Consider the following 22893-nt stretch of genomic DNA (forward strand, 5'->3'; position numbering starts at 1 on the left):
CGATCATGGGTTGCCGGCCAGCGCCCGGCACTACCTGGCGGTACACTTCCTCCATGGCCATTGCCCCTGCCCCGCGGTCACCGAAGAAGCGCGCACCTCTGTACGAAGAGGTGGCCGAACACGTGCGCGAGCGCATCTATGACTACCGGCTGCCGCCGGGTGAGTGGATCGACGAGCCCGCGCTGTGCGAAGAACTGGGCATCAGCCGCACACCGCTGCGCGAAGCGCTGAAGCTGCTGGCCGCCGAAGGTCTGGTGCAGATTGACGCGGGTCGTGGCAGCAGGGTCACCCGACTGACGCTGGAAGACCTCAACCAGCTGTTTCCGGTAATGGCGATGCTGGAAGGCCGCTGCGCGCACGAGGCGGTCAGGCACATCGACGATGCCGGCGTGCAGCAGCTGGAAGACCTGCATGCCGCGATGGAAACCGCGGCAGCCGAGGGCAACATCGCCGAGTACTACCGCAACAACTACCTGATCCACGAAACCGTGCAGCACTACGCCGGCAACCCGTGGCTGATCCGCATCACCCACGATCTGCATCGCATCCTGAAGATGCATCGCGGCCGCCAGCTGCTGACACCGGGGCGCACCGCGCAGTCGCTGGCCGAACATCGCGAGCTGATGGAGTGCTTCCGCCGCCGCGACGCGCAGGCTGCCGAACGCACCATGGAGCGCCATCTGCTGAGCCAGGGCCAGGCTCTGGCCGCCTATGTGGCAGCAGGCGGGCTGTTGAACGTGCCGGCGCCGTTGCCGACCGAAGGCGGCGGTTGAGCGGATGAGGTTGCCGGCCAGCGGCCGGCACTACCAGGACGTGACCTTGGCCGGCACCCTGGAACGTCTCATCAATCGCCGCCACCGCAGCTGCCGCCGTCACCACCCCCACCGCTGTCGCCGCTTCCGCAGTCGGAGCTGCTGTAGCTGTGATGGCTGTGGTTGTCACTGGAATAGCCAACGGAGGTGTCATGGCTTCCGCCGCCATCCCCCCGGCTGCCCGAGCCATCGGCCGTGGCCACCGCCATGCACAGGATGGCGCCGACCAGCGGCAGCAGCCAGACCAGCAGCAACTGCACCGTCCGGCCGCCTGCCGACACCTCTTCGCGCCCCAGCACCACGAAGGTGGCGACGAGGTTCAAGCCCAATACCAGGGCGACCAGGACCAGGGTTACCACCAGCATGGCGCAGCTCCTTGAGCAGGGGGGCATACCCACCGCGACTGATCCATTGGTTGCAGCGCGGCTTTTTTCATCGAATTTCCGTTCGAATAAATATTCTGCGGGGCTATCGATAAATGTTGACCAGGCATTTTAGTCAGACCTGCAGGAATTCTACAAAGCATCTTGCACGAGCCGGACATCCTCCGGTTCGCTTAGCAATTCAAGATGTCTGATATAGCAGCTGGCCGCTCCCGACCTACTCCCTCTACACCTTTCTATCTCCAGCTACTTCGGCCCATCACGCAGACTTCTGACAATCCTATTCCAGTAGCGCACAGCCTCGAAATGCTGCTCTCTCGTCAACCAGGCTTTATTCTCAGGGCTGACCGGATCACCACCAACGATAACGGGTCTAAGCTCGAACAGCTCCATGCCTTTAGGGCGTTCGTGCTTATCCAGGCCAATCATTCTCGCTCTGCCAATTGCACGAATAAATCTGGAAGGTCGGCCGCTACCAAGATGGCGTATTGACGATCCATGCCTATAAAAGGAATCATTACTACCGGCATAGCGACATCCCACATGTCGAATCCATATGCTTCTCCTCCCCCGCTGGAGCCGAACAAAAATACACCGGGCGCATCCGTCTCGACTTCATATTCACGATTGAAATCAACCAGCTCTTCTGCCCTCCAAAAAATGATGTAGTTATCGCCAATGAATCCTTCGCCGCCGTCGTGAGTCTTAAGGAATTCAAGGTAGCTCTTAGGGAGTGCCGTTCTCAATCCTTCTGGCAGGCTATCAATGGCCGAAAGTTGAGCTGGGCCATTGAGCTGCCCTTCTGTTAGTTGATATTTCATCGCTATCTTCCTGAAATTCTCTGCAATTGTTTCCACCAAGGAGTCACCTCCAGCCAATGAGCCAGGTGCGCTCTTCAAATACGGAAGTGCTGCCGTTCTCTGCATAGTAGGTGTCGGCAATGCAAAGTGGCACTGGCTCATCATCGATGAAGATGGTTCGGAGTCTGGCAGGACAGCTCTCAAACGGTTCGAGTCGATACCCTACCTTGAAGGCGATGATATGCCCCCACCGGCGCCCCGGTTCGCTCTGCCTGTCATGAAGATGGGACAATGTAGGGCGCGCCGGCCTGCTTCCGGGCCGCCGGCGCCCCCCGCACCACACGGAAGAAGAAGAACAACAACATGCTGAAAGTCATTTTCGATACCGACCCGGGCGTCGACGACGCCCTGGCCCTGCTGTACCTGCACAAGCACGCCCAGATCGACCTGATCGGCGTCACCACCACCTTCGGCAATGCCTCGGTGGAGTCGACCACGCACAATGCGCTGTACCTGAAGCAGGCCTGGGGCTTTGCCGCCCCGGTCGCACGCGGTGCCGGCGGCCCGCTGCAGCCGGAAGCCACCCCGGAAGCCTGGCCGGTTCACATCCATGGCCACAACGGCCTGGGCAACCACGCGGTGCCGGCCGAACTGGACGTGGCCGCCGACGCGCGCCCCGCCCACCAGCTGATCATCGACCTGGTCCGCGCCCATCCGGGCGAGGTGACCCTGGTCGCGGTCGGCCGCATGACCAACCTGGCCCTTGCCCTGCAGCAGGCGCCGGACATCGCCGGCCTGGTGCGCGGCGTAGTGATCATGGGCGGCGCCTTCCACGTCAACGGCAACATCACCCCGGCCGCCGAGGCCAACATCTGGGGCGACGCCGAAGCGGCCGACGTGGTGTTCACCGCCAGCTGGCCGGTCACCGCCATCGGCCTGGACGTGACCACCCGCGTGGAAATGGACCGTGACGGCCTGGACAAGCTGGCTGCGATCGGTGGTGCCGATGCCGAACTGGTGCGTGCGCTGTCGCAGGATTACGTGGACTTCTACCTGCAGGCCGGCCACAAGGGCATGGTCGTGCACGACTGCTGCGCCTGCATCGCGCTGACCCGTCCGGAGCTGTTCCAGTTCGAGCGCGCCAGCGTGCGCGTGGCCACCGACGGCGTCGCCCGCGGCATGACCATTCCTAAGCCGGAAGGCCTGGCGTTCGGCCCCAGCGTGTGGGACGGCCACGTGGTGCAGTCGATTGCCATCGGCGTCGATGCGGCCGCCGTGCTGGCCGACATCGAGCAGACCCTGAAGGTCTGACCCGCTAGCGCTTGGCCCTGCCCGGGACCGTCTCGGGCAGGGTCCACAGCACCGGCAGCACCAGCACCGCCACCAGCGCGATCATCGCGCCCGGCGCCGCCGCCCAGCCGCTGCGTTCCACCCACCATTGCGCCAGCCAGGGCGTTGCCCCGCCGAAGAAGGCCGTGGCCATGGTCACGCCCAGTGCCAGCCCACTCACCCGCCCTTCGCCGGGGAACTGCTCGGCCGTGGCCGGGGCCGCCACCGCGCTCACGCCACCGGCCACGCAGGCCAGCAACACCGCGGCCAGCGCGATGCCCAGCGGCGTCGCCTGCGCCATCCACGCGAACAAGGACAGCGGCAGCAGCGCTGCCAGCACGGTCAGGCCCAACAGCACCGGCCGTCGTCCGACACGGTCGGACAATGCGCCGCACAGGGGCGTGATCGCGATCACCGCCACGGCCGCAATCGTCGACAGCCACAGCGCATCGCCCTCATCGTGGCCCCGCGCATGCAGGAATGCGGGCACATAGGTGATGCCGACGTAGTAAGTAATCGAGCCCAGCGCCGAGATCGCGAACGTGCGCGCCACCGCCAGCGGATGGTTGCGCAGCACATGCTTCAGCGGCGTCGCGGGAATGCTGCCCTCGCGGCGCTGCCGCTCGAACTCCGGCGACTCGTGCATGCCCGAGCGCGCGACCAGGATCACCAGTGCCAGCGCCGCGCCAACGAAGAACGGAATACGCCAGCCCCAGCTGTCCAGCTGCGCGGGCGCGAGCAGCGCCACGGTAACCGCAGAGATCGCCACCGCCAGCAGCGCACCCACCTCGCTGGCTGCGGACGCCAGCGAGGTCACCAGGCCACGTCGCTGCGCCGGTGCGCTTTCCAGCAGGTACGCCACCACCCCGGTGTATTCGCCGCCCACCGAAAACGCCATCACGCAGCGCAGTACCAGCAGCAGCACACCCGCCGTCGTTCCGGCCATGGCCGCTGTCGGCAGCAGTGCAGTGGCCAGCATCGCCGCTGCCATCAACGCCATCGATGCCAGCAGCATCCAGCGCCGGCCGAGTCGGTCGCCCAGGTGGCCGAAGCACAGCGCGCCCAGCGGACGCATCAGGTAGGACACCGCGAAGCCGGCCAGGGTGGCCAGCAGCGCCTGTTCGCCGCCGCCGAAGAACACCCGCGACAACACCGTGGCGAAGTACAGGTAGAGAGTGAAGTCGTACCACTCCACTACCGTGGACAGGCCCGCCACCCACATCGAGCGCTGCCGCGCCGCGGTCATTGCGTATTCGCCTTCAACAGCCTCGATCCCGGTTGCGCAGGTTCGGGGCAGGATGTCATGGCCGGGGTGAAATACCGGTCATCGGCTATCCGTCGCCTGCATGTACTGGGTTTCATGGCCGGTGAAGCGCTCACCGTCAAAGCCAAAGCAGAACCGCCCTTCCTCGAACACGCGGTAGACCAGCAAGGCGCCATCAAGGCAGAACTGCGGCTGGTCCACGCCCGTTTCCAGTGTCCCGTAGCCGGTTGCGTCTCCGCCCTTCCCCGCCGGCCCGGTGAAGGCATCGATCGGCAATGGCGTCGCCCTGCCGGTGCGGGTATCGACCAGCACCAGCGTGCGCTGGAAGTATTCGGAACGATCATCGACCTGCACCAGCAGATAGTGCTGGTTGAAATTGGGCGCCTGGTGCTGGAGCGCATCTTCGATGGCTCCGCGGTGCCGCGCATCGCAGAAGTCGACCGGGCTGTAGCGGTAGCTGCAACCGTCGTGGTCGTAGGGCAGGTTCATGCCGGAATAGCTGATGCTTCCCTCGCTGTCCACGTCGTGGCCCAGTTCCGGGGTGCTGCACAGCAGCCACGAACGCTGCACATCCTCCGGGTCGGCCAGCAGCTTCGGCTCGCGACCCTCCTCGTAAGCCGCGCCACCCGGGAATTCCTGCCCGAAGCGCTGGCGGACGATGGGACGTGCCTTCTCCAGCGGCAGGCCGATCCTGGCCCCACGGAACGAAACGAACGTCATCGTCGGCAGGATCACCTCCTCCACCGGCAGCCCCTTCCATTGCCCCTGCACGCAGAACGTGGCGATTTCGTTCTCCTCGTCCTCCTTGCAGGGTTTCGGTGCATTCGTGGCCAGCCAGGGGTGGGCCGGGCGGGCGGTCTGCTGATCGATGTACCAGCCGTCCAGCGCGCAGGTCGGCAGGGCATCGAGCAGCGGAGAGAGGTCTGTTGCGGTGGCCGGGGCGGCAAGCGGTGCGCCCGCTGCGGGTGCCCCGGTCGGCGCATCCGGTGTGCGCTGGCAGGCCGCCAGCGCGAGTAGACCGACCAGCAGCGCGGCGTGGCGCGGGCGCCGGATTGAATGCTGCGTTCCCTGCATTGCGTGTTTCCTGGTTTCGACACTCCCTGCAGATGATCGCCGATCCCGAAGCCGTGCAGGAACGTCGCAGATCCCACATCGGGGTCAGAGCCCTTCGCTCCCGCAAAGGGATCCGACCCCGCCCGTTACCCCGGCAGCTGCAGTTCCGCCCGCAGGCCGCCGCCCTCGCGGTTGTGCAACCTCAGCGAGCCGCCCAGCGACTGTGCCAGCTGCACCGCGATGGCCAGGCCCAGGCCAGTGCCGCCGGTATCGCGGTTGCGCGAGCTTTCCAGCCGATGGAACGGCGCCAGCACTGCCTGCAGCTGGTCCTCGGGAATGCCAGGGCCACGGTCGGAAATGCTGATCCACACTCTGCCGGCGTCATCACGGCCCGCCTCGACCTCGGCGGCACCGGCGTAACGCAATGCGTTGTCGACCAGATTGCCGACCACCCGGCGCAGCGGCTGCGGCCAGGTCTGCACGACCAGTCCAGCGGGCGCACCACCGCTGACCGGCTTGCCCATGTCCTCGTAATCGCCGACCACACTGGCCAGGAACGCGCCCAGGTCCATCGACATCGGTGCGCCACTGGCGACGTGGCTGCTGCGCGCATAGGCCACGCCCTCACGCACCAGTTGACCCAGGTGGTCGAGGTCGTCCAGCAACCGCTGCTGGGTGCTGTCTTCAGGCAGGGTCTCCACCCGAAGCTTCATGCGCGTGATGGGGGTCTGCAGGTCATGCGAGATCGCGGCCAGGATCTGCAGACGCTCAGTGACATGGCCACGAATGCGTGCCTGCAGTGCGTTGAGCGCGGCCGCCGCGCCGCCCACTTCCGCCGGGCCATCTTCAGGCAGTTCGGGCCCGTCCTTGCCCGGCTGCAGATGCTCCACCGCATGCGACAGCTGCTGCAGCGGGCGCATGGCCAGGCGCACCGCCAGCCACGCGCACACCAGCAGCAGCGCCAGCTGCACCAGCAACACGGCGGGCAGCCAGCGCGCCAGCGGCAGGCCCGACGGGGTGACCTCGATGGTCAAGGGAGTGCCGTCGTGCAGGCGCAGTTCCACCTCGAACCGCTCCGGCAGGCGAGCCACCTGGCGCGCCTCCAACGGATAGCGGCGCTGCAGGCTGTCGTCGATGATCGCGGTGACCTGGCGTGCACGATCGGTCTGCAGTCCCGGCCCGGCCGCAGCCGGGCGCAGCAGGTAACGGTAGGTGCGCCGCTCCAGCCGCGGCACCCAGGCCGCGCGCTGGCCTGCGGGCAGGTGCTCCAGCAGCGCGACACTCACGGCCACGTCTTCATCGAGGTTGCGCAGCATCATGCTGCGGGTGGACTGGTAGCGTTCGAAGAACAGCAGGCCGAAAGACAGTGCGTGGGCCAGCGCCAATCCACCCAGCAGCACCAGCAGCAGCCGCGCCGACAGCGTGCGCGGCCAGCGTGGGCGGTGTGCGGTGGTGTTCATTCGTCCGGCCCCAGCAACTGCACCGGCACGCTGAACACATAGCCTTCGCTGCGCACGGTCTTGATGTAGGTCGGCTCGCGTGCGTCGTCACCCAGGCGCTGCCGCACGCGGCTGACCAGCAGATCGATCGAGCGGTCGAACAGTTCGGCATCGCGGCCCTGGGTGAGGCTGAGCAGCTGGTCACGGCTGAGCACCCGATTGGCGTGATCGAGGAACACGCGCAACAGGCGGAACTCGGCGCCACTGAGCGGATGCACGGTGTCCTGCGCATCCAGCAGATGGCGTGCGGTGGTGTCCAGGCGCCACTCGCCGAAGGCCAGCTGGCGACCTGCTTCGCTCACCTGCAGATTCGGCGGCAGCATCTGCGTGCGGCGGATCACCGCATTGATGCGTGCCAGCAGTTCGCGCGAAGAGAAGGGCTTGGTCACATAGTCATCAGCGCCCATTTCCAGGCCGATGATGCGGTCGGTCTCGTCGTCGCGGGCGGTCAGCAGCACCACCGGCACCGCACGATGCTTGCCGGCGCGCAGGTTGCGGCACAGGCTCAGGCCGTCCTCGCCCGGCATCATCACGTCCAGCACCACCAGGTCCACGGCATGGGTATCCATCAGCGCGCGCATGGCCCGGCCACCGTCGGCCTGGCTCACGCGCAGGCCGTTGCGCTGCAGGTAATCGGCCAGCATCTGACGGATCTCGCTGTCATCGTCGACGACCAAGATATGCGGTACGTGGTTCATTGCGTTCTCGATGAAGACGGAGGTCAGGGCCGCGCTGCGCGGCCATGGTAGCGCGGCTCAGGCGTTGGCCAGCAGGCGCTGGATCTCGCTTTCGGTACGTGCGTAGTCGCCCTCGCCGTAATGGCGGTAGACCAACCGCCCCTGACGGTCGAGCAGGTACAGCGCGGGCCAGAAGCGGTTGCGCCAGGCGTTCCAGATCCGGTACTGGTTGTCCTGCACCACCGGCCAGGTGATGTCCAACCGTGCGATGGCCTTGCGCACGTTGCCGGGCAGCCCTTCATAGGCGAACTCCGGCGTATGCACGCCGATCACCCTCAGGCCCTGCGACGCGTAGCGTGCATGCCACTGGTGGACATGCGGCGCCACGTTGAGGCAGTTGCTGCAGGTGTAGGTCCAGAACTCGACCAGCACCACCTGCCCCCGCAACTGCTCCAGTGTGAGCGGTGGGCTGTTGTGCCAGGGTCCGCCACCGTCGAACCCGGCGGCGGGAACGGCCTGTGCCGGCTGCGCATCGGCCTCCGGACTGGGCCAGGCCATCAACAGCGCAGCCCCACCCAGCACGCCCATCAGCAACGGCAGCACGTACGCACGCAGTGCGGCCATCGCTCAGCCCCCCTGCTCGGCCAGTGGCAGTTCCGCCGGCTTCACCCCCGCCGCTTCCAGGATGCTGTCGGCCACCTGCGCCGGATGCGAAAGCAGCGACACATGGCTGCTGCCGATCGATTGCAGCTGTGCACCGATGCGACGTGCGGTCGCGGCCTGCAGCTGCGGCGACAGCATGCGGTCATCGCGGCTGAGCACGTACCAGCTCGGCTTGCTGCGCCACGCCGCAACGTTCACCACCTCGCCCAGCGCGCTGGCCTTCAACGGGACCTGCGTGCTGTACAGCAGTGCGGCCGATTTTTTCATCACGTCCGGCGCGAAGTCCTGGGCGATGGCATCAGCCGGCAAGGTCAGGTACCCATCCCTTTCCCGCAGTCGGGTCAGACCCGGACCGACCGGGAAACCTTCGCCCTGTTGCGCCGAAGACTGCCCTGCATCCGGTGCGAAGGCCGCCACGTACACCAGCGCCTGCACCTTCGGGTCATTGCCCGCTTCGGTGATGACCGTGCCACCCCAGCTGTGGCCGACCAGCACCACCTTGCCAGGCGCGGCGGCAATCGCGCGGCGGGTGGCGGCGACATCGTCGGCCAACGAGGTGAGCGGATTCTGTACGGCCACCGCCGGCAGCTTCCAGTCATGCAGGGTACTGATGACCTTGCTCCAGCTGGAGCCATCGGCGAAGGCGCCGTGCACCAGGATGACGGTGGGCGGTGCAGCGGTATCGGCCTGGCTAGCGAAGGCGGGGGCGGCTGCGCCGGCAAGGGCGAGAGCAGCGGCAAGCAACGAGGTACGGATCATGGGTGGCACTCCGGTGTTGGGAGTGGCCATTTCCGCCTGCCGGTGTATCACCGCTGTTTCTCCGCGGCGCGGAGTTGTACCGGACTGTAGGGCGCAGGCGGGTTTCTACAGTGGGATACATTCGGGCGCCGGTCCTGGCCGGGCGCTACCGGGTGGATATCGCTCCCCGCACGCGGGCGCGCAACGCCCCGATGTGCGTCAACGCATCGTCTTTGTATCTGACTGTACGAAACCCGGCCGCGGCCACAGTCGCTGACAAAATCCCGGGCAACGGCACACGTTGCCGATACCTGCGCCGCCTGGAATGGCCTCCATCGACCACTGGCCCGCAGGACACCACCATGATCAGCACCGCCTCTTCCATGTATACCCCCCGCCTGGACGCCGTCGGCCGCTGGCTCTCGCCATTGGCGCTGCGCACCCTGCTGGCCTGGGAGTTCTTTGAATCCGGCCGCGAGAAGCTGGGCGGCCAGAACTGGTTCGCCGACCTGGAAGGCCGCTTCCCGTTCCCGTTCTCCGCCCTGCCCGCCTCGCTGAACTGGCAGCTGGCGACCTGGCTGGAACTGGTGGGCGCGGTGATGCTGCTGCTCGGCCTGGCCACGCGCTCGGTGGCCTACGTCTTCTGGGTCCTCACCATCGTTGCCATCGCCGCCGTGCACTGGCCCGACCAATGGAACGGCCTGGGTGAACTCTGGCAGGGCTATGCGATCACCGACCAGGGCTACGGCAACTTCAAGCTGCCGCTGCTGTTCCTGGCCATGTTGCTGCCGCTGATCCTCAACGGCGGTGGCGCGCTCAGCGTGGACCGGCTGTTGGCCGGCTCACAGCATGCCGCTGTCGGCAATGACGGCCTGGGCTGGGGCGTCAGCCTGATCGCCCTGCTGCTGCCGGTTGCGGCGCTGCTGCCCGGCATCGGCTTCGGCGGTGCCCTGCTCGGCGGCGTGCTGCTGCTGGGCTATCTGCTGCGCCGTCGCCACGCCGCCTGAGCTGATTCCCCTGTTCCCGCGCCTTTCGCTTTCCGTCGCCTCCTCGGCGGCGTCCATCCCGCACGCCCCGCGTGCTTTCCCAAGGAGTCATCACCATGTCCATCTCGACCAGGAACACCCCCTCCTCCCGCCTGCCGCGCATTGGTGCCATCGGCATCGCCCTGGCCGGTGGCCTGCTGCTGGCCGGCCAGGCCGCAGCGATCCAACCGCTGGCGATCAGCGCGGTGGCCATGAGCGCCGCCGCCGAAGGCAAGTGCGGCGAAGGCAAGTGCGGGGCCAACAAGGCCACCACCGGCAAGCCCGCCGGCAAGGCCAAGGTGGCCGAGGGCCAGTGTGGCGAAGGCAAGTGCGGCGACGCCTCGTTTGCCCGCACTGACCGCGACCACGATGGCAAGGTCTCGCGTGCCGAGTTCAACGCTGTGGCCGCCAAGCGCGCCGCCGAGTTCGACCGCATCGACACCGACCACGACGGTTACATCAGCGAGCAGGAAGCGCACGACTACCTGCGCAGCGTCTACACCGCCAACGGCAAGCCGATGCCGAAGGGCCTGTTCTCCCGCGTTGCCGATTGATCGACGTTCACCCGGCGCTGCCTTCAAGGCGGCGCCCTCTCTCTGGAGCATCCACCATGTCCCTGCCCCTGCCCACCCATGCCGCCGGTCTTGGCCTGCGCCGCGGCCTGATCGACGAACTGCTGGCCATGCCGGCCGGAGCCATCGACTTTCTCGAAGTCTCTCCCGACAACTGGATCGGCATCGGCGGTGCACGCGGCGCTGCGCTGCGCCAACTCAGCGAGCGCCACTCCTTGACCTGCCATGGCCTGTCGCTGTCGCTGGGTGGTCCTGATCCGCTGGACCGCACACTGCTGGCACAGACCCGTGCCTTCCTCGACCTGCACCAGGTGCAGCTGTACAGCGAACACCTGAGCTACTGCGCCGCCGGCGGCCATGTCTACGACCTGCTGCCGCTGCCGTTCACCGCCGAGGCCGTTCACCATGTCGCTGGTCGCATCGCCCAGGTGCAGGACATGCTGGGCCGACGCATCGCAGTAGAGAACATCTCCTACTACGCCGTTGCCGGCGCGGACATGAGCGAGATCGACTTCATCAACGCCGTGCTCGCCGAAGCCGACTGCGACCTGCTGCTGGACGTCAACAACGTCTTCGTCAACGCCTGCAACAACGGTTACGACGCCTTCGAATTCCTGGCCCGCGTGCCGGCCCACCGTATCGCCTCGCTGCACGTAGCAGGCCACTTCGATGAAGACGATGGCTTCAAGATCGATACCCACGGTGCGCCGGTGAAAGGCGTGGTCTGGGCACTGTTGCGCGAGGCCTATGCGCGGGTGGGCGTGCGCCCCACGCTGCTCGAACGCGACTTCAATTTCCCCCCGCTTGCCGAATTGCTGGCCGAGGTCGGGCAGATCCGCCAGGCGCAGGCCGAGGCACGTTGGCCCGAGGTGACCCATGGCTGAGTCGCTGGCGACCCTGCAACGGCGCTGGGCCGATCGTGTGCGCGACCCTGCAAAGACCGCACCCGATGGCATCGAGGCGCGGCGGATGGCGGTCTACCGCCGCCTGTGCATTGACAGTCTGGACAGCCTGCTGGCGGGCAGCCTGCCGCGGCTGAAGTCGCAGCTGGGCGATGCCTGCTGGCGCAACACCGTCGAGCACTACTACGCGAGGCACGCCTGCCGCACGCCGTTGTTCCCGCAGATCGCGGGCGAGTTCGCGGCCTGGCTGGCGGTGCAGGACACGCTGGCGCTGCCGGGCTGGGCAGCGGAACTGGCGCACTACGAGAGCACGCAGCAGTCGCTGCACATTGAAGCGCGTGACGGCGGGCGGCCGCTGCAGCGCGCTCCCGTAGGCAATGATGTGCTGGCGATTTCGCCGTTGGTGCGGGTGCTTGGCTACCAGTGGCCAGTACATGAGGACGGGGCGCTGGAGCCGGTGTTGAGCACGGCTCCCACGCTGCTGGTGATCCAGCGCCTCGCCGATTTCAGCCTGCAGACCGAGGAACTGTCACCGCTGGCCTACGCGCTGCTGTCGGTGTTCGGTGACGACAGCGCGTCGGTGGATGAAGCACTGCAGCTGCTGTCCGAAACACATCGCGTGGCAGCGGACGCATTGCGCATGGCCTGCGTGCCTGTTCTGGGCGAGCTGTGCGCGGCGGGCGTGCTGGTTGCATTGCCTGCTTTCTGAGGTTGCCGGCCAGCGGCCGGCACTACCCGTTCCTTGGCCGGCCAACGGCCGGCACTACCCCTTCCTTGACCGGCCAGCGGCCGGCACTACCGTCCCCCTACTTCGAGGTCTCATCATGGCTCCTTCCAACACGTCCTTCCTGCATGGCTGGCGCCTGTTCGTGGCCGTAGCGGTGGTCCTGATCGCCTTCGCGCTGGCGGCCTTCGCCCTGTATCCCGATGCAGCCGAAGGCAGCCGAGCCGCGATCCGGGTCACTGCGCGCACATCGTTCCTGCTGTTCCTGGCAGCGTTCACGGCATCGTCGTTCGCCAGCCTTCTGCCCGGCCCGTTCACCCGCTTCCTGCTGCGCGAACGGCGCATCATCGGCCTGTCCTTCGCGTTCTCGCACCTGTTGCATGCAGTCGCGATCACCAGTTTCGGCGTCCTCAACCCGGCGTTCTGGCCAGCACGATCCGCGCTGGCCAACCTCCCGGGCACGGTGGGCTACATTGCCATCCTGGTGCTGGCCATCACCTCGCACCGGGGGCTCGCCCGGCGCATGGGACCCACCGCCTGGCGTCGCCTGCACGTCACCGGCATGTGGATCATCGCGGCGGTGTTTACCTACTCGTACTTCAAGCGCGTTCCGGGCAACTTCTGGTATGCGGTGCCGTCGGCGCTGCTGTTCACCGCCTTTGTGGTGCGCTGGATTGCCAAGCGGGCGCAGGCGCTGCGCCGAAGTGCGCATGTGCGGCCGCCGCTGCGGGCGGCCTGAGGGGCTGGGGCCAGATACCTTTACCTGCGAAAATGGGATATGACCCCACTTCAGGTCAAGGCGCGCGGCGCAGCGTGATCAGGGTGATCTCCGAGGGCACGCCGATGCGCGCCGGGAAACCGGCCCAGAGGCCCGCACCGTTACCCACGTACAGCGTCATCCCATCCACGTCGTAGCGGCCGGAGACAAAACCGCCATTGGCTCGCTTCACCAGCTGGTCCATGCCGATGATCTGCCCGCCGTGGGTATGCCCAGAGAGCTGCAGCTTCACGCCGCGCGCGGCCGCCTCGCGCGCATTGCGAGGGCGGTGATCGAGCAGGATCACCGGTGCAGAGGGATCGGCACCGGCCAGCGCGGTCTCCAGATCCGGCAGCGGCAGGCCATAGCGTGCCGCCACCGGATCGGTGACGCCGGCGATGGTCAGCGCCGCATCGCCGCGCCGCACCTGCAGGTGGCTGTTCTCCAGCACCTGCATGTGCAGCGCACGGAACGCCTGCATCCACTCTTGGTACTGCGCGTAGTACTCGTGGTTGCCGGTGATGGCGACGACGCCGTCCGGTGCATGCAGGTCAGCCAACGGGCGTGCGTCCTCGCGACGCGCCTCGACGCTACCGTCGATCAGGTCGCCGGTGATCACGATCAGGTCCGGCGTCAGTGCGTTGCTCTCGTCCACAACCCTGCGCACCCAGTCGCCCGTCAGCAGGCGGCTGGCATGGATGTCGGTCAGCTGCAGCACGCGATAGCCGTCGAACGCAGCAGGCAGATCCTTGATCGCCACGTCGATCTGCCGAGGCTGGGGCACGGCCATGCCCTGGCTGATGCCATAGCCACTCACAAGCAGCGCCAGCAGGCCGGCCAACGGCCGCAGCTTCGAGGCGCGCAGGACCGATACGATGCGCGGCCAACGCAGCAGGTGCGAAAGCAGCAGGCCGGCATCCAGTACCAGCATCATCAAGGCCAGCAGCAGTACCGCCGTGGAGCCGGTGGCCAGAACGGCGATGGCCAGCTTCGGGATCTCCGGCGAGGCCATCGTGCCCCAGAAGGTGGCGACGATGCGCAGCTGCACGGCCACGCCCACCAGCAGCAACGACAGCACGACCTTCATCCAGATGGGCATGCGCAGTGGCCAGAACAGGCGCCAGGCCACATACAGGCCCATCAACAAACCGATCGTACTCAGCACTGCAACCATCCATGACAGAAAGGGGGCCCGCCATGGTGACGGCTGCGGGTCGTGTTGTGTAGAGCCGGGCCCATGCTCGGCTGCTCAGGAAGCCGTCGAGCATGGCTCGACGCTACAGAACCTCGATCGCGCATGGCTCGACGCTACGGATGCCCCAGGCGCTCCACCCGCAGGCGGGCGATGCGACGCTTCTCCATCGCCAGTACGGTGATGCGAACATCCGCAATCTCCACCGCGTCACCGATGTCCGGCAGGCGCCCCAGACGCTCCAGCACCAGGCCGGAGATGGTCATGTAGTCAGCACTGCGCGGCAGCGATACGCCGGCCAGCCGCTGCAGGTCGTCCAGGGTCAGGGCACCGTCGGCCTCCCATTGGTCCTCGCCCTGCGCGACCACGCCATAGCGCTCGTCCTGGGTATCGACCAGGTCACCGGCAATGGCCGCCAGCAGGTCGTTGGCGGTCACCAGGCCTTCCACGCTGCCGTACTCGTCCACCGCCACCGCCAACGGCACCGGGTGCTGGCGGATCAGTTCCAGCGCCTGCAGCGCGCTGGCACTGGACAGCACGTACTGCGGCTCGCGCAGGTTGCCTTCCAGCTGCAGCGGCCTGCCCTGCAGCAGGTCGGCCAGCAGGTCGCGGCTCTGCACCACGCCACGCAGGCTGTCCAGGTCGCCATCACCCACCAGCAGGCGGGTGTGCGGCGACGCCACCAGGCGTGCCACCACATCCTCCTGCCCACGGGCCAGGTCGATCCACTGCACGTCGGCACGCACCGTCATCACGCTCGACACCGGGCGATCGGCCAGCCCCAGCACGCTGCGGATCATCTCGTGCTCCGCCGGCTGCAGGCGCTCTTCGGCATCGACGTGTTCGTCCGCGCTTTCGTCGTCGTGGCCATTGGCCGGGCGCGCGCCCAGCATGCGCAGCACGGCGTCGGCGGTGCGCTGGCGGAACGGCTGGCGGCGTTCGTTGCGCTCACGGTTGAAACGCACCCACTGGTTGAACGCCTCGACCAGGATCGAGAAGGCAATCGCCGCGTACAGGTAACCCTTCGGAATCTTGTAGCCCAGGCCCTCGGCCACCAGGCTGAAACCGATCATCAGCAGGAAGCCCAGGCACAGCACCACCACCGTGGGATGCTTGTTGACAAAGCGCGTCAGCGGCTTGCTGGCCAACAGCATCAGCGCCATCGCGATGGTCACGGCGGCATACATCACGCCCAGGTTGTCGACCATGCCCACCGCGGTGATCACCGAGTCCAGCGAGAACACCGCGTCGAGCACCACGATCTGTGCCACCACCATTGCGAAGCTGGCGTAGACCTTCTTGCCATCCTCGTGGTGTTCGCGGCCTTCCAGCCGTTCGTGCAGCTCCATGGTGCCCTTGAACAGCAGGAACAGGCCACCGCCCAACAGGATCAGGTCACGCCCGGAGAAGCTGTGGTCGAACAGCGTCAGCAGCGGCTCGGTCAGTTTCATGATCCACGCCAACGCCGCCAGCAGCACCAGCCGCATCAGCAAGGCCAGCGCCAGGCCGATTACCCGCGCGCGGTCACGCTGGTGCGGCGGTAGCTTGTCGGCAAGGATCGCGATGAACACCAGGTTGTCGATGCCGAGAACGATCTCCAGCACGACCAGGGTTGCAAGGCCCATCCAGATCGAGGGGTCAGCCAACCATTCCATTTCAGGTCCGTTTCGTCAGTAGGTAAGGAAAAGAGCGACCGCTCAGTCAGCGTCCTGTGCCTGCGCCGGGTCGTGCCCGAGCAGGTCGCCGGGCGTGCACTGCAGCTCGCGGCAGATCGCATCAAGGGTGGAAAAGCGGATGGCGCGCGCCTTTCCGGTCTTCAGGATCGACAGATTGGCCAGGGTGATGTCGATGCGCCCGGCCAGCTCGGACAGGGTCATGCCGCGTTCCTGCAGCATGCGGTCCAGGGTGATGACGATCGCCATCAGATGACACCGTCGAGGTCGTCGCGCATCGCTGCGCCCACGGCGAAGACGCGCGCCAGCACGAACAGCATCAGCACGGCCACCAGGCCAGTGATCGACATGCCACCGCCGACCTCCATCCAGGTGAAATCCGGGCCCATCCAGGCCGAATAGGCACCGATCAGGATCGACAGCAGTTCCATTGCCAGCATCAGCCAGGCCATGCGCTGCAGGCGCCGTGCATTGGCGTGGGTGAACGGCCGCTCGCGCGCCGCCGACTTCAGCAGCCTCAGCAGATGGCGCAGGAACAGCAGGCACAGCACCAGCAGCGCGATGATCGCGCCCAGGCCCAGGCAGAAGTGCAGGAACAGATCATTGCCGTGCGCGGCAGCGGCCTCGGCGTCATGCACGCTGTCGAGCAGCCAGCGGCGGTCGTGGGCGACCAGCGGCACCGCCAGCAGTGCGGCCAGGATGCCCAGCCAGCACATCGCCCGGACGGCCTGTACGGCGGCCTGGGCCAGGGCAAACAGGCCTCGCGCGGGTCTGGCGCGGGCGGGACGAGCGGTCAAGCGGCCTCCGGTGTTGGGGTGGACGCGCCGCCCCGGGATGGATTTATCGATAAACGATATATCACACGCTGCGTGAAAGGCTGAACCGCAGGCGTGGCGCCTGTCAGGGCCCGGGCGCGCCCCGCTCCAGCATCGCCTCACCCGGCGTCGCAGAGGCCATCGCCTGCACACCGGCATCGGCGGCCTGTCGCGTGACCAGGCGGAAGCGCACCTGCAGCTTGCCCTGCCCCGGGGTGGCCCAGCCGTACTGGATCGCCACCTGATCGGCCGACAGCGGCCCACGTCCCGGCAGCGAGCGCACCTGCAACGGCATCGGCGCGGCCTGCACCAACCGGGCGAATCCCTTCTGCACGACCGCCGCGTCGGCCTTTTCGGCGTAGACCGTGCACGTGCCATCGTCAGCCCAGCTCACCGCATAACGGCCACTGGCCAGGGGCACCATCCAGGCCACGCCCGATTGCCCCTGCAACAGCGCGGCGGCTTCGGCGGGCTGCAGCGGCGACAGCCCATTGGATTCCATCAGCGACTGCAACCGCGCCGGGGCCCCGATGTGCTGCATGCAGGCGGTATCGAACAACTCGCTGAAGGGATCCTGCGCCGGAGCCTTGGCCTTGGGCGTGCGCGCGGGTTGCGCCGCCGCCAGGGTGGGCAGCAGGGCCAAAGCCAGCCAGAACGCAGGACGCATCGGGATTCCACGCTACGGAAAACAGCAGGGAGGATGGCAAAGCCCGGGCTTGCCGCGCAATGGGTCATGGCTTGACAGCCGCCACCGGCGGGAGCAGTATCAGTTAACGAATTAGTTAATTAGCTCGCCATGGACCGCATCTTCGAAGCCCTTGCCTCCACCGCCCGCCGGCAGATCCTGGCCTATCTCAGTGCCGGCGAACTCAGCGCGGGCGAGCTGGCCGAGCGCTTCGACTTCAGCAAGCCGGCGTTGTCCAGCCACCTGCGCATCCTGGAGGAAGCAGGACTGATCGAACGCGAAAAACGCGGCCAGTTCGTGTACTTCAGGCAGGTACCCGACCGTTTGGCCAACACGTTGTTCTCGTGGGCGGCCGAAGTCTGCCCGGTAGGCGGCCCGCTCAAGCGTGAAGCCCGCGCCCGTCGCAAGGCCCCCGCCCGCTGATCCGCCCCGCCAAGGAGCATGACGATGCCTGGTTCGACCCGCGATCGCCGTTCGTTTCCAGCAGTGCAGCTTCCGGCACAGGACGGCGGCAGTCCGACCGAAGTCACCCTGATCGCGCAGCTCGGCATCGGTGCCGGTGACGCGCTGGTGAGTGACGCCGGCCAGCGTCAGCGCCACCACCCGGCGTTCATCGATGCGTTGGATGAACCTTCGGCGCGACTGGGTGGCATGCACCTGCAGCACGGGGATGCCTCCTCGCTGTACAGCTTCACCGTCGGTGCCGGTGGCCACCCGTTTCATCGCCATGCAGGCCCGCGCATGTTCACCGCCATCGCCGGCAGCGCGGGAGCCGAGCTGCGTTTCGCCATCGCCTCCGACACGCAGCTGGCAGCAGATCCCGGTGCCTTCGCGCGCACGCTTCGGCGCATCCGCATCCCACCGGACTGCCTGTTTACCGTGCGCTTCGGCGGCGGCACCTGGCACCAGTTCGCGTCGAACCATCCTGCACATCCAGCGCTGTTCGCGTTGTCCTGCCACAGCAATGAACTGGCCGGCGCGATGAGCGAGCAGGCGCGTGCACAGGTGCAACGCAATGCCGCCGATATCCCCAGCCTGACCGAGGTGCTTCCGGAATCGCACTGGCCTTCGGGCACTTCGCTTGCGGCGGCACCGCTGTTGCAACTGTCGCTGCAGGCGGCGCCTCCCAGCCTGTGCGCCCACCTATGCGCGCGTACCCGTGCCCTGCTCGGCCCGCTGCGCCGCATCCCCATGCGGCCGCTGCGCGGGTTCGTCGAACGTGCCACACCGGCCTATCCCATCCGTTCGCGGCCCGCCGCCACCGATGGCCTGCTGCCCACAGCGCTGCCGCACAGCCACTACCAGGACCTGACCACCCTGTGCCTGGAACCCTCGCAGGTGGTCCACCGCTCCGCGTCGGCACTGCTGGCCGATGTACTGGACGGCTTCCTGCGCAATCCGCCCAGCGGCGTAGGCCATCTGATGGCGCTGCGAAACCGACTGGTGGCGCCGTTGCGGTTGCGCACGTCGCCGCTGGGATGCCCGGTGTCGTCACTGCTGTCCACCGATCGCAGCCGGTTGTTCGCTGGTCGATTTCCGGTGCTGGATTCGCACATCGATACGCAGGACAACGACGCCGAAGTCCTGCTCGGCGCCGACGATCGGCACCTGCGTTTCCGCAGCAGCGTGCGCGTGCAGCGGCGTAGCGATGGACATGTCGAGATCAGCCTGGGCTCTCGCGTGCAGACCCTCAATGCGTTCGGCGGCATGTACATGGCACTGATCGACGCCGGGCACCGGCACTATGTCGCGCCGGCACTGCTGCGGCGTGCGGTGGAACACGCCTTGGCACCGGAGCTGGCCAATGTTGGGGATCCGGCAGCACACCCTGCGCACTGCTGACCCTGGAACACGATGCGCCGGGCCCTGCACGGTTCCGCTCAGATAACGATTTCGCCCTCGTCCTCGCCATCCCAGTAGTGGATGCGGCTGGCGCGCACGTGAATCAGCACCAGTCCCGGTGTATCCACGCCCTGTTCGAACCATCGCTCCAGGTCCTTCACCCAGTGCTGGCTCATCGTGGCCCGGTCGCGCACCAGCGCTGCCCTTCCCTGCACGTGCACGAACAACGGTGGCTTGCCCAGCAGCGACTTGCTGCCGGAAAAACCCAGCGCGACGGCGGGGTCAGCTTCAATCTCGCGCACCATGTCGGTGTCTTCGGTGGTGAAGAACCAGCTGTCACCGTCATAGTCCACGTCGCCGTTGTTGCTCATCGGACGACCGGCAATCTCTCCGCCGGCGTGGGTCTGCAGCATCGTGAAATCGATGCCGGCCATTTTCCTGGACAGTTCAGGCAGGGTGAGCTGGGTCATGTCGTCGTCCCTCGTCGGATGGAGTCCCAGCGTCTGCGCAGAGCGGTGACCGAAGCGTGGATGGGCAGTTGCGACCTCTTCACAGAAAACGCGATAGGGCGCATGGCACGTGTGTGACGCATTCCTCACCACCACACCCGCGCTAACCGCGGATGGAGGAACGGTCCTCCACGCCGCGACACGCCTCTAACAGGGCATTGCCCGAGAATCGCGCAACCTCGCGATGCATCCGGCATGGCCGCCGGCATCACCGGGGCTCCCCTCCGCAACCGCATGGCCCCCACATGGACCTGTTCGCCTGGCTCGCGTTCGGCTGCTACCTGTTGACGTTCTTCATTGTCTCGCTGTTTGCTGCGGCCTACCTGAAACGCTCCGACTTCATGCCCTACCACGGCCAGGCCGTGGGCCTGCCATGGAAGGAGGTCGAACCGCGCATGCAGTTGCTGCTGATGGCACTCATCCGCGTGGTCGGCGCCGGTTGGATCGCACTGGCCGGCGCTGGCGTGATGCTGGCCTGGTTGATCTTCTTCGGCGGACACTTCGCGCTGCCGCAACTGCTGGCCTTCCAGTTGTTCTGCCTGTTCGCCACCGTACCGCCGGTACTGGTCGCTTCCGGCGTGCGGCGACGCACCGGTGCGCGTACACCGGTGCCCGCCGGCGCCGCGGTGGTGCTGCTGTCGGTCATCGGATTCGTGCTGGCCCTGTTGGCACTGTCCTGATGCGTGCTCCCTCCTCTCCCTCCATCGAGGCTCCCATGAATCCCGAATCGATCTTCTACAGCGTGGTCAACGGTGATCTGCCGCCCTCCCAGGCGGGCACCCTGCTCGGCTGGCGATTCGTCGACTACGACGACGCACTGCGCCGCATCCATGTCGAGTTCGACGCCGGGCCGATGCTGACCAACCCGATGGGCAACGTGCAGGGAGGCTTCCTGTCGGCGATGCTGGATGACTGCATGGGGCCGGCGATCTACGCCACTCTGCCCGCCAACCGCATCGCGGTCACGGTGGAATCCAAGACCAGTTTCGTCAGTCCAGCACGACCAGGGCGCATCATCGGTTGGGGCGAAGTCGAGCACAGCAAAGGGAGCATCGCCTTCGCGCGTGGCTGGCTGACTGACCCGGCAGGCAACGTACTGGCCACCGCCACCGCCACCTTCCGCGTGGGTGCGCTGCGCTGGCGTGGCTTATCGGTACCACGTCCCATCGCGCGCCGGATGATCGCGCGGACGCTGCGGCGGGTGCATGCACGCATCGGCTGAGGCGTGCCCTCAGCGCATGATGCGACCGCCCCCCGCCACCCGTACCCGATCACGCCCATGCGCCTTGGCCCGGTACATGGCCGCATCGGCGGCACGCAGCAGGGTGCGCCAGCCCAGCGCGTCGGTGCCGCCCTCGGCCACGCCGAAACTGGCGGTCACCCGCAGCACGGTGCCGCCGGCCAGCGCGATGTCCATCTGCTGCAGGGCCAATCGCAATGACTCGGCCAGCTGCCGGCCACCGGCCAGATCACCGTCGGCCAGCAGCACCAGGAATTCCTCGCCGCCATAACGGGCGATGCTGTCGCTGCGGCGCAGGTGGCGCTGCAGCAGCTGTGCCACCTGCACCAGCACCTGGTCGCCGGCAGCGTGCCCATGGCCGTCGTTGATGGCCTTGAAGCGATCGACGTCAAGCAGGATCACCACCGCGCTGTTGCCACCGTCGGCATGGCGCTGCTGCACCCTCTGGTCCAGCGCGCGCCGGTTCAACAACCCGGTCAGTTCATCGGTGCCGGCCAGCTGGCGCAGCTCGCTGGTCAAGGCCGAGCGCTCGCGCGACTTCTCGCGCAGCACTTCGATGGCATCGAACAGGCGCTGCATCTCGGCCAGCGGGTGGGTCACATGCTGCTCCGGGCCGGGGGCTTCCGAGGCGATCTGGATGACCTGCTTCTGCGCCTGCAGCAGCGGCCGCAGGATCTGCAGATGGGCAATGCGCAGCGCCACGCCCAGCACCACCAGTGTGCCCAGCGCGGTCGCCACCAGCACGGCCAGGCGCATGGCCTCGCGATTGCGGGTGCGTTCAAAGCGGGCGATGGACACGCTCAGGTAGCCATCACGCAGCGCCTCAAGCGACTGCAGGGTCGGCACGTAGCGCGTGGTGAATTCGGCGGCGGTCCACGGCGGCGGCAGGCCTCGGCGGCCATCTTCGATCAACTGCTCGATCATCGGCAGCGATTCGCCGAAGAACTGCCGACGCGCCATGTCCCAGTGCCATGACAATTCCGGGTCACTGCGGAACACCGACTCGTGGCTGCCCGCCAACCGCCACAGCTCCAACAGGCGACCCTCGGTCTGCAGTGCAGCGCGTACCTGTTCCTCCCGCCATGCCCCTGGCACCGCCACCGGCGCCATCACATTCGAGGCCAGGCGGCCACCATGCTCGCGAAGATCGATCAGCACCTCGCCCTGCATCGCCGGAATCGCTGCTTCACGGTCGGCGCTGACCAGCACGTTGATCTGTGCCGAGGTCAGCAGGTGCAGGCGATCGACCACGGCGAACATGCCACTGATCGCACGCTCCACCTCCTCCACGCGGCGTGCGTCATGGGGCTGCGCCACGACCCGGTCGACCGCAGCCCGCGCCGATTGCAGGCGACGTTGCGCGTAGGCCAGCAGCACTTGCTCGTCGACCACTCCCGGATCAGCCTTGAACACGGTGTCCAGCTGCAGCAGGGCAGCGTCGACCCGCTTGCGCGCGGCCGCCAGCTGCGCGGCCAGCCGTGCCTGCTCGGCCGCATCGGCCAGGTCGGCCCCCAGCAGGCTGTTGGCGGGGCCGCGTTCGGCCGACACCAGGTTGGCCAGGTCGAAGGTCTGCCGCAGCTGGCGCAGGCTGGCCAGGTTGTCCTCGGCGGCCGTGAAGCCCAGCGTGCCCTGCACCAGTGCGATGGCCATCAGCGGCAGCGTACAGACTACGAACAGCCCAGCCAGGATCCAGACCCAGGTCCGCAATCCGATGGGCGACGCCTTGCGGGCCATGCACA

The 22893-nt window shown here is 66.9% G+C and carries 26 protein-coding genes; 11 read left to right on the forward strand and 15 right to left on the reverse strand.

Annotation, left to right across the window (positions count from 1 at the left end; genetic code table 11):
- Positions 1-53 precede the first annotated feature (53 nt).
- Positions 54-773 carry a GntR family transcriptional regulator gene (locus tag AC5P68_RS08945; protein ID WP_005408509.1) on the forward strand — a complete coding sequence of 240 codons (720 nt, stop codon included), beginning with the start codon at positions 54-56 and terminating at the stop codon, positions 771-773.
- A 71-nt stretch (positions 774-844) separates the two neighbouring features.
- Here AC5P68_RS08945 and AC5P68_RS08950 read toward each other — a convergent pair whose 3' ends face one another.
- Positions 845-1177, reverse strand: coding sequence for a hypothetical protein (locus tag AC5P68_RS08950; protein ID WP_049430377.1), 333 nt, complete (start codon positions 1175-1177; stop codon positions 845-847).
- A gap of 443 nt (positions 1178-1620) precedes the next feature.
- The gene (locus tag AC5P68_RS08955) at positions 1621-2016 is read right to left on the reverse strand and encodes an SMI1/KNR4 family protein (RefSeq protein WP_049430378.1); all 396 of its coding nucleotides are present in this window, start codon (positions 2014-2016) and stop codon (positions 1621-1623) included.
- Positions 2017-2358: 342 nt separating this feature from the next.
- On the opposite strand from AC5P68_RS08955, the gene AC5P68_RS08960 reads away from it, so the two are divergent.
- A complete protein-coding gene (locus AC5P68_RS08960; protein WP_049430380.1) occupies positions 2359-3306 on the forward strand; it encodes a nucleoside hydrolase in 948 nt (315 codons plus the stop codon).
- Between the two features lie 4 nt (positions 3307-3310).
- Here the strand turns inward: AC5P68_RS08960 and AC5P68_RS08965 are convergent, their stop codons facing one another.
- From AC5P68_RS08965 to AC5P68_RS08990, 6 genes are all read right to left on the reverse strand, one after another.
- The gene (locus AC5P68_RS08965; RefSeq protein ID WP_288419820.1) at positions 3311-4570 is read right to left on the reverse strand and encodes an MFS transporter; all 1260 of its coding nucleotides are present in this window, start codon (positions 4568-4570) and stop codon (positions 3311-3313) included.
- Positions 4571-4648: 78 nt separating this feature from the next.
- Positions 4649-5662: a hypothetical protein gene (locus AC5P68_RS08970; protein ID WP_288419821.1), complete on the reverse strand. Its 1014-nt coding sequence runs from the start codon at positions 5660-5662 to the stop codon at positions 4649-4651.
- Positions 5663-5787: 125 nt separating this feature from the next.
- Entirely contained in the window at positions 5788-7101 is a 1314-nt protein-coding gene (locus AC5P68_RS08975; RefSeq protein WP_288419822.1) for a sensor histidine kinase, read from the reverse strand.
- A complete protein-coding gene (locus tag AC5P68_RS08980) occupies positions 7098-7838 on the reverse strand; it encodes a response regulator (protein ID WP_111108434.1) in 741 nt (246 codons plus the stop codon). The genes AC5P68_RS08975 and AC5P68_RS08980 overlap by 4 nt, the downstream gene beginning before the upstream one ends.
- Before the next feature lie 57 nt (positions 7839-7895).
- Complete coding sequence (locus AC5P68_RS08985) at positions 7896-8441, reverse strand: redoxin family protein (protein ID WP_288419823.1); 546 nt, start codon at positions 8439-8441, stop codon at positions 7896-7898.
- Between the two features lie 3 nt (positions 8442-8444).
- Positions 8445-9239, reverse strand: coding sequence for an alpha/beta fold hydrolase (locus AC5P68_RS08990; RefSeq protein ID WP_049453220.1), 795 nt, complete (start codon positions 9237-9239; stop codon positions 8445-8447).
- Between the two features lie 341 nt (positions 9240-9580).
- Here AC5P68_RS08990 and AC5P68_RS08995 point away from each other — a divergent pair, with 341 nt between their 5' ends.
- The 5 genes from AC5P68_RS08995 to AC5P68_RS09015 all read left to right on the forward strand — a co-directional run bounded on the left by AC5P68_RS08995 (position 9581) and on the right by AC5P68_RS09015 (position 13180).
- Positions 9581-10225: an HvfX family Cu-binding RiPP maturation protein gene (locus AC5P68_RS08995; protein WP_033833325.1), complete on the forward strand. Its 645-nt coding sequence runs from the start codon at positions 9581-9583 to the stop codon at positions 10223-10225.
- A gap of 95 nt (positions 10226-10320) precedes the next feature.
- Entirely contained in the window at positions 10321-10797 is a 477-nt protein-coding gene (locus tag AC5P68_RS09000) for an HvfA family oxazolone/thioamide-modified RiPP metallophore (RefSeq protein WP_033833324.1), read from the forward strand.
- Between the two features lie 56 nt (positions 10798-10853).
- Entirely contained in the window at positions 10854-11699 is an 846-nt protein-coding gene (locus tag AC5P68_RS09005; RefSeq protein ID WP_231522624.1) for an HvfB family MNIO-type RiPP peptide maturase, read from the forward strand.
- Positions 11692-12426 (forward strand): HvfC family RiPP maturation protein, encoded by a 735-nt coding sequence (locus AC5P68_RS09010; RefSeq protein ID WP_495216958.1) that lies wholly within the window; start codon positions 11692-11694, stop codon positions 12424-12426. The genes AC5P68_RS09005 and AC5P68_RS09010 overlap by 8 nt, the downstream gene beginning before the upstream one ends.
- 115 nt (positions 12427-12541) lie before the next feature.
- Positions 12542-13180 carry a ferric reductase-like transmembrane domain-containing protein gene (locus tag AC5P68_RS09015; RefSeq protein ID WP_005412581.1) on the forward strand — a complete coding sequence of 213 codons (639 nt, stop codon included), beginning with the start codon at positions 12542-12544 and terminating at the stop codon, positions 13178-13180.
- Between the two features lie 55 nt (positions 13181-13235).
- On the opposite strand, the gene AC5P68_RS09020 is transcribed toward AC5P68_RS09015, so the two are convergent.
- The 5 genes from AC5P68_RS09020 to AC5P68_RS09040 all read right to left on the reverse strand — a co-directional run bounded on the left by AC5P68_RS09020 (position 13236) and on the right by AC5P68_RS09040 (position 17545).
- Positions 13236-14372, reverse strand: coding sequence for a metallophosphoesterase (locus AC5P68_RS09020; RefSeq protein ID WP_033833320.1), 1137 nt, complete (start codon positions 14370-14372; stop codon positions 13236-13238).
- A gap of 134 nt (positions 14373-14506) precedes the next feature.
- Positions 14507-16045 carry a TerC family protein gene (locus AC5P68_RS09025; RefSeq protein ID WP_024956986.1) on the reverse strand — a complete coding sequence of 513 codons (1539 nt, stop codon included), beginning with the start codon at positions 16043-16045 and terminating at the stop codon, positions 14507-14509.
- A gap of 42 nt (positions 16046-16087) precedes the next feature.
- Positions 16088-16312, reverse strand: coding sequence for a helix-turn-helix domain-containing protein (locus tag AC5P68_RS09030; protein ID WP_005408494.1), 225 nt, complete (start codon positions 16310-16312; stop codon positions 16088-16090).
- Positions 16312-16779 (reverse strand): DUF2975 domain-containing protein, encoded by a 468-nt coding sequence (locus tag AC5P68_RS09035; protein ID WP_005412578.1) that lies wholly within the window; start codon positions 16777-16779, stop codon positions 16312-16314. The genes AC5P68_RS09030 and AC5P68_RS09035 overlap by 1 nt, the downstream gene beginning before the upstream one ends.
- Positions 16780-16963: 184 nt before the next feature.
- Positions 16964-17545, reverse strand: a complete 582-nt coding sequence (locus tag AC5P68_RS09040; RefSeq protein WP_012479409.1) for an NMCC_0638 family (lipo)protein — start codon at positions 17543-17545, stop codon at positions 16964-16966.
- Between the two features lie 129 nt (positions 17546-17674).
- Here AC5P68_RS09040 and AC5P68_RS09045 point away from each other — a divergent pair, with 129 nt between their 5' ends.
- Both AC5P68_RS09045 and AC5P68_RS09050 read left to right on the forward strand, forming a co-directional pair.
- Positions 17675-17986: an ArsR/SmtB family transcription factor gene (locus AC5P68_RS09045; protein WP_005408491.1), complete on the forward strand. Its 312-nt coding sequence runs from the start codon at positions 17675-17677 to the stop codon at positions 17984-17986.
- A gap of 24 nt (positions 17987-18010) precedes the next feature.
- Complete coding sequence (locus tag AC5P68_RS09050) at positions 18011-19405, forward strand: DUF2867 domain-containing protein (RefSeq protein WP_414497856.1); 1395 nt, start codon at positions 18011-18013, stop codon at positions 19403-19405.
- Between the two features lie 38 nt (positions 19406-19443).
- Here AC5P68_RS09050 and AC5P68_RS09055 read toward each other — a convergent pair whose 3' ends face one another.
- Complete coding sequence (locus AC5P68_RS09055; protein WP_005412573.1) at positions 19444-19875, reverse strand: pyridoxamine 5'-phosphate oxidase family protein; 432 nt, start codon at positions 19873-19875, stop codon at positions 19444-19446.
- 284 nt (positions 19876-20159) lie between these two features.
- On the opposite strand from AC5P68_RS09055, the gene AC5P68_RS09060 reads away from it, so the two are divergent.
- Complete coding sequence (locus AC5P68_RS09060) at positions 20160-20594, forward strand: hypothetical protein (RefSeq protein WP_033833318.1); 435 nt, start codon at positions 20160-20162, stop codon at positions 20592-20594.
- A gap of 35 nt (positions 20595-20629) precedes the next feature.
- Complete coding sequence (locus tag AC5P68_RS09065) at positions 20630-21136, forward strand: PaaI family thioesterase (protein WP_414497854.1); 507 nt, start codon at positions 20630-20632, stop codon at positions 21134-21136.
- A gap of 9 nt (positions 21137-21145) precedes the next feature.
- On the opposite strand, the gene AC5P68_RS09070 is transcribed toward AC5P68_RS09065, so the two are convergent.
- On the reverse strand, positions 21146-22888 hold the full coding sequence (locus AC5P68_RS09070; protein ID WP_414497853.1) for a GGDEF domain-containing protein: 1743 nt from the start codon (positions 22886-22888) through the stop codon (positions 21146-21148).
- Between the last annotated feature and the right edge of the window lie 5 nt (positions 22889-22893).

The sequence above is a fragment of the Stenotrophomonas sp. YJH_SMC_58 genome (assembly GCF_059369635.1).